The organism is Thermodesulforhabdaceae bacterium, from assembly GCA_037482015.1.
Taxonomy (GTDB): Bacteria; Desulfobacterota; Syntrophobacteria; order Syntrophobacterales; family Thermodesulforhabdaceae; genus JAOACS01.
This window is the reverse complement of sequence record JBBFKT010000015.1, coordinates 19,522-30,539: the sequence shown is the minus strand read 5'-3', so window position 1 is coordinate 30,539 and position 11,018 is coordinate 19,522. Positions and strand designations below refer to the sequence as shown.

The window sequence follows — 11,018 nt, the reverse complement described above, 5'->3', positions numbered from 1 at the left end:
GCGAAGCTCTCGTGATCAAGGCGAAGTGGCGTAAATTCGACTCAACTTCTCGAACCGCCCGGTGCGGACCCGCATGCTGAGTGGTGTGGGAGGGGATCAGTCAAACTGACCGCCTCTGTCCCAATCTGAGGCTATTGCCAGAACAACTCTGCATGGAAAAAATTTTAGAACCATTTTTTGATTACTTGACTCGTCTTTTGGAATACCCTAGATAATGAACTTCGCTTTTTTAGATGTAGGGACCTATAATTTCCCCTACTTTCCTAGATTTTCCCAAACGGAGGTGGCAGATGTTGTTCGATCCTGAAGAAGGGGTATATGTTTTTGAGGTTATCGTTGGTTACAGATCTAACGGTGTGACTCGATATAGTTCTCCTATACTTGTTCAGGCAGATGATGAGGAAGAAGCCGAAGAAAAAGTGCTTGAATACCTTTCTGATATGGATCTTGAAGGAAAATTTTGGGTCGAAGAGATGAGCGAACCTTTTAGGGTCAAACAATATGAGCAACGTCTTAAAGAAGAGGACATTACTCCCTATCCTCTTCTTGCAGAGTTAACCGAGGAAGATTTTATGGATCTTCTCTCGGAATAAGCAAATGACCCGACATCTGGATCATTTGACCTTGTTATTAGATTAGATGGTGTGAGAGGAAGTGGGATTGTTGGTGTTTCTAGTAAATTTTTATTCCATGGGTATAAGCCGTGAAACTTCAGTGTTGATGTATCTGTAAATTTCTTCGTCCGTTCCGTAAATCTCAATTATGCATTTGTGATTAATCAATTTTTCTAGAATCCAAGCCGTGACGTAAAGGCTTATGAAATGAGGTCTCGGAACGACGTTGCGAAAAGGGGCTATTAGATACTGAATATCCACATCCTCGGACGTAAGCAAAGTTTGCAGACAAATGTTTATCTGGCGCTCCAGTTCGATCTTGCTGGTGGTTTCTATGGCCTTCACTTCAATAAGACGCGTTGTTATGCGATCACTAAGTTCCTCGAGATGTTTTTTTAGAAGTCGAAAAGCCTTCATCTTCATTGCTTCTTTTTCATGTTCAAGGCGGGAAATTACCGCTGCTTCTTTTCCGTCAGGTCTGAAGTCTCTACCCATTAGCCTTACCTCCTTATGTTTGAACAAACAATTCTTTTGTGGATCAGAGATGCCACATACCCCCCGCCGAAGCCGTTGTCAATATTTACCACAACGACTCCAGGGGCGCAGCTGTTTAAAGCGGATAACAGGGGAGCGATTCCCCCAAAATTTGCACCGTAGCCAACACTTGTTGGCACGGCAATAACGGGACCTTCTACAAGCCCAGCTACAACACTTGGAAGAGCTCCCTCCATACCGGCAACAACAACCCAGACAGTGGCTTTTTGAACTTCATCAATGATATCAAACAGCCTGTGAATGCCAGCTACTCCAACATCATAAAATCGCTTTACCGAACTTCCCAAAAACTCCGCCGTAATAGCAGCTTCTTCTGCCACCGGAATGTCAAGCGTCCCGCCAGTAAGAACAGCAACGTATCCATCGGGAATCCTCGAAGTGTTTCCAGCCGGAGATAAAATCCATGTTCTGGCGGTTGCTGAGTATTTTCCTTCGGGGAATTGTTTACAGAGTTTTTCTGCCTTTTCGCCTTCAAGCCTTGTGATTAGAACGTCTGTCCCAGTTTTTACCATGGCTTCTACAATAGATTTCAAGTGTTCTAGACTCTTACCTTCTCCGTATATTACTTCTGGAATTCCACGGCGGAATATACGGTGGTGATCAAGACGGGCAAAGGTTAAAGATCCCTCGGTAGTTTTTTCCACCAACTCTTCGTAAGGCAGCTTCTTTATGTATTCCACAACAGTTTCGACGCTAACCTTACCGTCTCGGAAACTTTCAAGTAGCTTACGGATGTCTGCCATCCTTAATTTTTTCTCCGTCTTTCCGTTAACTCGATTATCCAGGAAGCGTAAATCCGAGATGCACCTGACAGTTCTTCAATCGCTTGGTGAACAATGTCTTCAACACCCCCCATCCTGCATCTATCCACTTTTTCTACCTCGATTTTCAACTGTTTTAGAAGATCATCGGGGTCCTGACAAAGGATTCCCATCCCCCATTTCTCCAATACTTCATGCTCCCTTTCTACTTTATGGATAAAAGGCCCGTATAAAACCTTCTTTCCCCAAACTACCGGCTCAACAATGTTATGTCCGCCGATGGGTTCAAATGTCCCACCGCAGAAAGCTATATCAGCAATGCCGTAAAGGTCAAAGAGATCGCCAAAGGTGTCCACAACAATAACTGTTAAGTTTTTGGTAAGAGGTATCTTGCCATTAGTTAAGCTAGAAAGAAAACATGGATTAAATCCCATATCCGATGCTTCTTTGAAAATCTCTTTAACTCTGTAAAGATGTCTTGGAGCAAGCACGGCAAGGAGATTTGGGAAATAGCCAGATAGCTTTTTTATCGTGTTAACCACAATGAAACATTCTCGACCACGAAGGTTTCCTGCCACGATGATTGGAAATTTTGAGTCAGTCTTTAATCTTTGCTGCCACATTGACAGGTCTTTTTTTTGATCTCGGCGGACTGAAAAATCATCATATTTAGAACTTCCTGTAACAAAGACCGCTCCCGGGTGTGCTCCAAGTCTAATGGCTCGCTCGCGATGTGTTTCTGATATCATGCCAAGCCTGGCAAATTGCCGAAAGATCCGACTAAAAGTCCCGGAAAAAAGATTATAAATCAGAAAGGATCTTTTTGAAATACGACCGTTGACAAGAATTACAGGCACATTACTTGCCTTTAGACCAGCAAAAAGCATAGGCCAGTATTCTGCTTCGAAGTTAACAAAAAGGTCTGGCTGGATCTTTTTCAGAAAGGCTGATACTGAGCGGGGTATTTCAAGTGGTGCTGGAACAGCAATCAAATCTTGTTCTGACGATTCCAACAATCTAGCTTTGCGAAATGCCGTAGGAGTTCCAACTGACAGAATGATCGATCCGGAAAAGCCCAATTCACGGAGAGTCCGTGCTACCGGTATGGCTCCGTTTAGTTCGCCAAGGGATGCCACATTAAAGACGATCCTTGGTTTGAGAAGTGAATCGAGCTTTTCTATTCCGTTTAGACGCAACCACCAGAAGGCTCGATCTTCCTTTGTTCTAAAGTGTTCTAAGAACTTCATGCTGGAAAGACCTTTCTGATGACCGTTGGATGAAGAGCAAAGTCAGCAATTACTAGAAGAATCATTGCTTCGCAAACGGGCACAATACGGGGAATAGCGCTAATATCGTGGCGACCTTCAACGACTATCGTTGCGTGGGAACCATCTCTTCGTATGGTTTGTTGAGGAATGCGAATGGAAGGGATAGGTTTTACGGCTACTCGAACCACTATTTCCATGCCGGTTGATATGCCCCCTAGTATGCCACCTGCGTTGTTTGATGCGTAGCCGCCCGGGATTATTGGATCGTTGTTTTCACTCCCCAGCATCTCTGCAGCTCTAAACCCGCTTCCAATTTCCACACCCTTTACGGCTCCTATGGACATAAGCGCATAGGCTATACGAGCGTCTAACTTATCAAAGACCGGTTCTCCCAGACCCGGGGGGCATCCTTTAACTCGCACTTCCACAACACCGCCAATGGAATCACCTTTACGGCGGACTTCTTCAATGCGTTGTTCCATCAAGGGGAAGGCATCCGGGTCAGGGCAATAAAGAGAATTTTGGTCTATAAATTCTTCATCGTAACGGCTGCAGTGGATACCACCAAGCGCAACCGTATATGCTTTGACGCTGATACCAGCCATTTCCAGCATCTTGCGAGCTACAGCCCCTGCGGCAACTCGACCTACAGTTTCTCGAGCTGAGCTTCTTCCGCCGCCTCGCCAGTCTCTTATGCCGTATTTTTGGTCATAGGTGAGGTCAGCGTGACCGGGGCGATAGAGATCTGCAAAAGGGGCGTAATCTGACGATCGGGGATTTTCGTTATAAACAATAAGTGAAATGGGCGTTCCTGTGGTCTTTCCTTCAAATACACCGGAAAGAATTTCTACTCTGTCGGTTTCTTTTCTTGTGGTGGAGGCTGTGGATCTTCCAGGTTTTCTGCGATCCAGATCTCGTTGAATATCTTCTTGGGACAGCGGAATTCCGGGAAGACACCCGTCCACTACGGCTCCAACGGCCACACCATGAGACTCTCCCCAGGTGGTTACTCGAAAAAATCTGCCAAAACTGTTCCCTGCCATAGACTACAATCCTCCAGTGTAAGGCAAAATAGGCAAGGGCATAATTATCTTTGTTTCTTGACTCTATCAACCGAAGCGGTATTTTTTATCATGTAAGCTTATAATGTAAAAGGACGAATACAAGGAACATTGTGAAGGAGGATAGGTTACCATGTCCCTGTGGGATTACGATGATGAACTTGAGGGACAGGTGTCGAGCGGCGTAGAGGAAGAACTCGAAGAACCTCCGATGTATAAAGTGCTCTTACACAACGATGATTACACCACAATGGACTTTGTGGTGGAAATTTTAAAAACTGTGTTTAACAAAAGTTCGGAGGAAGCTACCCGGATTATGTTGCATGTGCATTACAATGGCATAGGTGTCTGCGGAGTATATCCTGCAGAAATTGCAGAAACGAAGGTGGAAATCGTTCATAGCCTGGCAAGGCAACACGGATTTCCACTAAGATGCAGTATGGAAGAAGCCTAAAATGATTAGCAAAGAAGTTGAAGCCATTATTTCGACAGCAATTAACGAAGCAAGGCTACGAAGGCATGAGTTCTTTACACTTGAGCACATCCTTTACGCCTTTATTCTGGATTCCACAGGGCGCCGAATCCTTTACAACTGCGGAGTTGATATTCAGCTTTTGAAGGAAAACCTTGAAGATTTCTTCGTTCGTAAGATGCATCCTCTTCCTTATGGCATGGAAAAGGAGCCTATTCAGACTCTTAGCGTTCAGAGAACTCTTCAGCGAGCAATCTTGCATGCTCGAAATGCTGAAAAGCGAGAAGTTGAATCGGGCGACATTTTAGCTGCAATGTTTTTTGAAGAGAATTCTCACGCTGTTTATTTTCTAAAATCCCAAGGTGTTACAAGGCTTGATGTGTTGAACTACATATCCCACGGAATTTCGAAAATTGGAACCTACGAGGAAGAGGATGAAGATCGTGTTCCCGATACGATAACCGGTAGAAGACCCGCCGTTAAGCGAAGTGCTCTTGAATCTTTCACCGTAAACCTTGTTGAAAAGGCAGCCCGAGGCCTCATTGATCCGCTCATAGGACGTGAGCAGGAAATTATGAGGATGCTCCAGATTCTTAGCCGACGAACAAAAAACAATCCAATTCTTGTTGGAGATCCAGGGGTTGGAAAAACGGCTATTGTGGAGGGGCTTGCTCTTAAGATTTATCGCAGGGAAGTGCCTGAAAGCTTTTTCAATGTAGAAATCTATTCTCTCGACATGGGAGCTCTTATTGCGGGAACGAAGTTTCGAGGAGACTTTGAGGCAAGGCTTAAAGGGGTTATCAATGAAATAAAAACCCGAAAGGGAGCAATCCTTTTTATTGATGAAATTCACACGATAGTGGGGGCTGGAGCAACAAGTGGAGGTTCTCTCGATGCTTCCAATATCCTCAAACCGGCTCTTCTCTCCGGGACTCTTCGTTGCATTGGTTCTACTACTTACGAAGAATACAAGAATCATTTTGAAAAAGACAAAGCCTTGAGCAGGAGATTTCAAAAAATAGAGATTTCTGAACCTACAATTGATGAGACTTATAAGATTCTGAGAGGGCTTAAAAGCTATTACGAGAAGCACCACCGAGTAAAATACACCGATGCGGCTATTCGGGCGTCGGTGGAACTGTCGGCTAGATACATTACCGATCGCTATCTTCCAGATAAGGCGATAGATGTGATTGATGAAGCCGGATCCGTTCTTAAAATCAAGGGCGATCGAAGAAGGCGACATGTTGTAGGTGTTAGAGATGTGGAAGAGGTCGTAGCGAGAATAGCTCGTATTCCTTCGCGGACGCTTTCGGAGTCAGATCAGGAAAAGCTTCAGCATCTGGAACGGCGGCTTAAAGATGTTATATTCGGACAGGATGATGCTATAGAGCAGCTTACTAGAGCGATTAAGCGGGCTAGAGCTGGTTTGGGACATCCTGATAAGCCTGTAGGTTCTTTCTTGCTGATAGGTCCTACAGGAGTTGGCAAAACAGAAGTAGCTCGCCAACTTGCTAGAATTCTTGGTGTTCACTTTCTGCGCTTCGATATGAGCGAGTATATGGAAAAACACGCTGTAGCACGACTCATAGGTGCGCCCCCAGGTTATATCGGCTTTGATCAGGGAGGACTTCTAACAGACGCTATCCGTAAACATCCCTATTGTGTGCTTCTTATGGATGAAATAGAAAAGGCTCACCCAGACGTTTTCAATATCCTTTTGCAGGTTATGGATTATGCAACTCTTACTGATAACAACGGTCGTAAAGCCGATTTTCGTAATGTTATACTCCTTATGACGTCCAACGCTGGAGCCCGTGAAATGGAATCTTCATCCATCGGCTTTGCTCAGAATCAATCCGCAGAGCAAATTCACAAGGGGATGAAAGCCATAGAAAAATTGTTCAGTCCCGAATTCAGGAACAGGCTTGATGCGATTATACCTTTTAAAGGATTAACCCCCGAAATCATGGGACGCATTGTGGATAAGTTTATAGGAGAATTGCAGGCTCAACTTGCCGAGAAGAAGGTTACACTTGAAATTTCTGAAGGTGTGAGATCCTGGCTTGTAGATAAAGGTTACGATAAGGCTTTTGGTGCTCGTCCTCTTGGAAGAATAATTCAGGCAGAAATTAAAGATCCGCTATCGGAAGAACTTCTGTTTGGCGATATAAAAGATGGTGGACATGTAATTGTGACTCTTATTGATGAATCTCCTGGTGAAGACAACAATGGTGTAGTGCATCGAACTGAAAACTTTGCCTTTAGATTCATACCCAGGTAAGGAACGGCATGACTGTTTTCAGGCTTGGTAGGGACCTGGTTTTTCCACACCCTGACTATGCTGATCCTGATGGGCTTCTTGCGTTAGGAGGAGATCTTTCGCCTCGGCGTCTTATTTTGGCTTACTCCTGGGGAATCTTTCCCTGGTATAGCAAGGGAGAACCTATCCTGTGGTGGTCACCCGATCCTAGACTTGTGATATTTCCGGAAAAGATCAAAATATCCAAAAGCTTAAAGCGAGTAATAAAAAAAGGCGTTTTTCGAGTATCAATGGATGAGGCTTTTTCACAGGTCGTCAGATCCTGTGCAGAAACTCGCTTACAAAAGGGGATAGGCACCTGGATTACACCTGAAATGGTGGAGGCTTACGAAAAGCTTCATAACCTCGGATACGCTCACTCTGTGGAAACCTGGTATGGAGACGAATTGGTTGGAGGACTTTATGGCGTTTCCCTTGGACTTGCCTTCTTTGGTGAATCCATGTTTTCTCGTATGGCTGATGCGTCCAAGATTGCTCTGGTTTTTCTCGCTAAAACTCTTCAACTCTGGGGTTTTAAGATCATAGATTGTCAGGTGACCACTGATCATCTTATACGTATGGGAGCTGAAGAAATTCCAAGAAGAACCTTCCTTGAAATACTACGCCAGATCGTTTCACATCCTCATAAAAAAGGAAGCTGGCAGAGGGATTTTGAAAGTAGCCTTAACGCTGTAGAGCCCCTACTTAAAGGATGTTAAAAGCTTTTTGGAAATATTTATGCTTGGAAGGGATAAACTGAGATCCGTTCGTACTTCTTTATAAATCGTTTGTTTGAAATAACAAAATTTTCTTGACGTATGTCAAACTTGCTGATAGAAGGTATCGTTGTGATTTCCTTTCCTATTCAGAATGGTTGGCTTTCATAAAGAGGTGGTGCAGTTAACCGCTGTGATGATTCCTCCTTTCGAGTTGCGTCTGAGGTAGTAGTGAGCTAATCGCTTCAGGTGTTTTTTTTCTTCAATGCGTTCCGTGACAATCAAGCATTTCCATTTTTAAGTTTTAAGGCATTAGTGGAATTTTTGTTTGTTTGGGATTCCCGACAGGTTTGATTTTTTTCAAGGGGCTTTGTTTTAACAAATATTTCCGTGAATCTTTTAACATTTATACCGGAGGGTTCCTATGGAGCATCTTGAGAAGTATGCAAAAGAGATGGAGAAACTTGTTAACAGTGGGCGACTTTTTGACAAGCCTGAACCCCTTAAGGGGGTCAGAGTACTTGAAGTCTGTTACGTTGTTCTTGGTCCGGCTGCTATGGATTACCTTGCTGAGTTTGGTGCAGAGGTCATCAAGTTTGAAGGGCAGAAGGGAGATCAGATGCGTTTTGTAACTCCCTATGCCTACTTCTGGAAGAATATGTCTCCTGGAATGGAAGAACAAAACCACAACAAATACTGGGTGGGGATGCATTTAGGAAATCCCAAAGCTAAAGAACTTTTCCTCGAAATGGTTAAAAAAGCTGACGTTGTGGCTGATAACTTGACCCCAGGTCGAATGGCTGCATGGGGGCTGAGCTATCCCGAACTTAGTAAGATTAATCCAGGAATTATTCAGCTCCATGTTTCTGGATACGGTAGCTGGGGACCCTGGACTGGAAGAACTTCCTATGATGCTGTGGCTCAAAGCATGGGAGGACTTTCTTCCATTACTGGATTCAAAGAGAGAGGTCCTATTAAATCCGGCGTCTGGATCGCCGACTGGGCGACAGCTCTTATGTGTGCTGTAGCAATTATTATGGCTTTGAACTACCGTGAACGCACAGGAAAAGGGCAGTTCATTGATTATATGCAGGCAGGAAACGTTATACGGCTTCTTGACTGGACATGGCTTTACACATATCTGACCGGTCAAGATAGACCCAGGTCTGGAAACCGTGATCTGGCTATATGCCCCTCTGATCTTTTCGACTGTCAGGACGGTTGGGTGGCTCTGGCTGCATTCACCGAAGAAGAATTTAAAGGGCTTTGCACAGCTATGAACCGCATGGATCTGTTCCAGCAGTATGCAGATCCTGTAACCAGACTGAAAGAAGAAAATGCTGCCGTAATTCTCAAAGCTATTGACGAATGGACCAGAACAAAGAAGGTTGCTGAAGTGGAAGCCCTTGGTCAGCAGTATGGTTTTGCCGCATCACACGTAATTACAACTCGAGAAGCCTATTATAGCCCTCACTACAGGAAACGTGGTGCTATACAGGAGTTTGACGATGCCCTTTACGGCCCCATGGTAGAACCTTGCTACCCACCCAGAATGAGCGAAACTCCCAGCCGCCTGAAATGGGCTCAGCGTCCTCTCGGGTTTGACAACTACTATGTGCTCGCCACCCTGTGTGGACTTTCTGCCAAGGAAGTAGAGCAACTCGAAGCCGAAGGGGTTATTTTCAGGTGGAATCCTGCTGTTCCATCAGTGTGTCCACCACCGGATTGGGACGGTAAAAGAGGACTTAAGCTGGCTTACTAATGCTGGTAAAGACATGTTGAATTTATGGGATATTTTTAGCAAGGAGGCGGTATCATGGCGGAAGAATTGAAAAAGGAAGGAACGATTTCCTTTGAAGGTGAAGATTTAGATCAGGAATCAGAGTTGGAAAAAAAGGTTATCGGGCTTGCTGTGAACCGAGAATATGCACTGTGGGCATGGAAAGAAACAAAACCGGAGGATGTTCCTAAAAAGCCGGAAGCTCTCGACGATATGCTGGTGATTGATGCGTCTTATGGGAGTTTTGCCGGTCTTTTCGCTTCATCTATTCTTGCCGAAATGGGAGCGGAAGTAATTAGAATAGAGCCTCCTGAGGGAGACATTGCCAGAAAAATGTCTCCTTTTGGGATGATGATAAAAGACACGGGACTTCCTTACTTAGTGGAAGGTGGACGCAATAAATACCACATTACTTGCAACCTTGAGACGGAAGAAGGTCGCCAACTCTTTCGCCGTCTTGTTAAAAAGGCTGATGTTTTGATTGAAACTTTTAAGCCGGGCTATCTCGCATCGAAAGGGCTTGGATATAAAGATCTTTCTGCCGAAAATCCCGGTCTTATCTACTGCGCACTTCACAGCTATGGGCATTTCGGAGATGATACGGTCAAATTTGGTAACCAGCCAGATTATGACATCATTGCTCAAGCTAGAGGCGTCATTATGTCGATCATGGGTGAACCAGAATTAGATCCTGAAGTCCCCCAAGAATATAAAAGACCTCTTAAACACGGGAACTGGATGGGATGGTATGTTGGAGGCGCCTGGGCGGCTTATGGAATTGGCTTGGCTATGTTTTATAAGCGAAAAACCGGTAAAGGACAATTTATAGATTGTTCTCCTCCTGAAGGTCTGCTTTCCATCTCAAATTATCTCCTCCCGTATTTCCACATGTCAGGAAATGAAATGATAAGAGCCGGAAACTACGACTATGCCGTATTCCCTTACACTTATGTTAAATGCAAAGATGGATATACCTTTATATCCGGTTTTACGGATCCTAACTGGACGGCACTGTGCGAGATTATGGAGCGCCCAGATCTTAGAGAGATGTTCCCGACCATTAAAGAGCGTCTTACACCGGAAAATCAGCCTAAGATTCAGCATGAAATAGAAAAATTTACCACCAAATACACTGCTGACGAGCTTCTTGAAATCGTAACCCAATATTCTAGAAAACCAGATAAAAAGGGAACTGTGGTGGTTGGAAGGTTAGAGAACCCAACGGATGTTCTACAGCGAGAACACTGGAAAGAAAGAATGGCTTTTATCACGATTGATGATCCTTATTATGGAAAGCTACTTGTGCAAAATTCGTCCTTTAATGGAATGACTCTGACACCGGGAAGAATTAAGTGGTTATGTCGTCCTGTAGGGGCTGATAATGAGTTCATCTATAAGAAGTATCTTGGTATCGGAAGAACTCTTTTGGACGAGTATAAAGCAAAAAAGATAGTGTAAATTAAAAAAAGCGGCAGGGGAATTTTAGATA

General features: G+C 44.3%; 10 protein-coding genes. 6 read left to right on the top strand and 4 right to left on the bottom strand.

Annotation, left to right across the window (positions count from 1 at the left end; genetic code table 11):
- Positions 1 to 290: 290 nt before the first annotated feature.
- A complete protein-coding gene (locus WHS38_11520) occupies positions 291 to 593 on the top strand; it encodes a hypothetical protein (protein ID MEJ5301606.1) in 303 nt (100 codons plus the stop codon).
- Positions 594 to 683: 90 nt separating this feature from the next.
- Here the strand turns inward: WHS38_11520 and WHS38_11515 are convergent, their stop codons facing one another.
- Genes WHS38_11515 through aroC form a run of 4 tightly spaced genes read right to left on the bottom strand, consistent with a single transcriptional unit; the run spans position 684 to position 4,241 of the window.
- Positions 684 to 1,109, bottom strand: a complete 426-nt coding sequence (locus tag WHS38_11515) for a hypothetical protein (GenBank protein ID MEJ5301605.1) — start codon at positions 1,107 to 1,109, stop codon at positions 684 to 686.
- A gap of 5 nt (positions 1,110 to 1,114) precedes the next feature.
- Entirely contained in the window at positions 1,115 to 1,912 is a 798-nt protein-coding gene (gene larB, locus WHS38_11510) for a nickel pincer cofactor biosynthesis protein LarB (GenBank protein ID MEJ5301604.1), read from the bottom strand.
- Positions 1,913 to 1,914: 2 nt separating this feature from the next.
- Positions 1,915 to 3,177, bottom strand: coding sequence for a glycosyltransferase N-terminal domain-containing protein (locus WHS38_11505; GenBank protein ID MEJ5301603.1), 1,263 nt, complete (start codon positions 3,175 to 3,177; stop codon positions 1,915 to 1,917).
- Positions 3,174 to 4,241: a chorismate synthase gene (gene aroC, locus WHS38_11500; protein ID MEJ5301602.1), complete on the bottom strand. Its 1,068-nt coding sequence runs from the start codon at positions 4,239 to 4,241 to the stop codon at positions 3,174 to 3,176. Before aroC ends, WHS38_11505 begins: the two co-directional genes overlap by 4 nt.
- Before the next feature lie 151 nt (positions 4,242 to 4,392).
- Here aroC and clpS point away from each other — a divergent pair, with 151 nt between their 5' ends.
- From clpS to WHS38_11475, 5 genes are all read left to right on the top strand, one after another.
- The gene (gene clpS / locus WHS38_11495) at positions 4,393 to 4,713 is read left to right on the top strand and encodes an ATP-dependent Clp protease adapter ClpS (GenBank protein MEJ5301601.1); all 321 of its coding nucleotides are present in this window, start codon (positions 4,393 to 4,395) and stop codon (positions 4,711 to 4,713) included.
- Position 4,714: 1 nt separating this feature from the next.
- Positions 4,715 to 7,015, top strand: coding sequence for an ATP-dependent Clp protease ATP-binding subunit ClpA (gene clpA / locus WHS38_11490; protein MEJ5301600.1), 2,301 nt, complete (start codon positions 4,715 to 4,717; stop codon positions 7,013 to 7,015).
- Positions 7,016 to 7,023: 8 nt separating this feature from the next.
- Positions 7,024 to 7,752 (top strand): leucyl/phenylalanyl-tRNA--protein transferase, encoded by a 729-nt coding sequence (gene aat / locus WHS38_11485; GenBank protein ID MEJ5301599.1) that lies wholly within the window; start codon positions 7,024 to 7,026, stop codon positions 7,750 to 7,752.
- Positions 7,753 to 8,173: 421 nt separating this feature from the next.
- Positions 8,174 to 9,511: a CoA transferase gene (locus WHS38_11480; GenBank protein MEJ5301598.1), complete on the top strand. Its 1,338-nt coding sequence runs from the start codon at positions 8,174 to 8,176 to the stop codon at positions 9,509 to 9,511.
- Positions 9,512 to 9,565: 54 nt separating this feature from the next.
- Entirely contained in the window at positions 9,566 to 10,987 is a 1,422-nt protein-coding gene (locus WHS38_11475; protein ID MEJ5301597.1) for a CoA transferase, read from the top strand.
- Positions 10,988 to 11,018 lie beyond the last annotated feature (31 nt).

Excerpts from the sequence above, each read along its gene's own strand:
- WHS38_11520 (MEJ5301606.1), top strand. The coding sequence starts at position 291 with ATGTTGTTCGATCCTGAAGAAGGGGTATATGTTTTTGAGGTTATCGTT.
- WHS38_11515 (MEJ5301605.1), bottom strand. The coding sequence starts at position 1,109 with ATGGGTAGAGACTTCAGACCTGACGGAAAAGAAGCAGCGGTAATTTCC.
- larB (MEJ5301604.1), bottom strand. The coding sequence starts at position 1,912 with ATGGCAGACATCCGTAAGCTACTTGAAAGTTTCCGAGACGGTAAGGTT.
- WHS38_11505 (MEJ5301603.1), bottom strand. The coding sequence starts at position 3,177 with ATGAAGTTCTTAGAACACTTTAGAACAAAGGAAGATCGAGCCTTCTGG.
- aroC (MEJ5301602.1), bottom strand. The coding sequence starts at position 4,241 with ATGGCAGGGAACAGTTTTGGCAGATTTTTTCGAGTAACCACCTGGGGA.
- clpS (MEJ5301601.1), top strand. The coding sequence starts at position 4,393 with ATGTCCCTGTGGGATTACGATGATGAACTTGAGGGACAGGTGTCGAGC.
- clpA (MEJ5301600.1), top strand. The coding sequence starts at position 4,715 with ATGATTAGCAAAGAAGTTGAAGCCATTATTTCGACAGCAATTAACGAA.
- aat (MEJ5301599.1), top strand. The coding sequence starts at position 7,024 with ATGACTGTTTTCAGGCTTGGTAGGGACCTGGTTTTTCCACACCCTGAC.
- WHS38_11480 (MEJ5301598.1), top strand. The coding sequence starts at position 8,174 with ATGGAGCATCTTGAGAAGTATGCAAAAGAGATGGAGAAACTTGTTAAC.
- WHS38_11475 (MEJ5301597.1), top strand. The coding sequence starts at position 9,566 with ATGGCGGAAGAATTGAAAAAGGAAGGAACGATTTCCTTTGAAGGTGAA.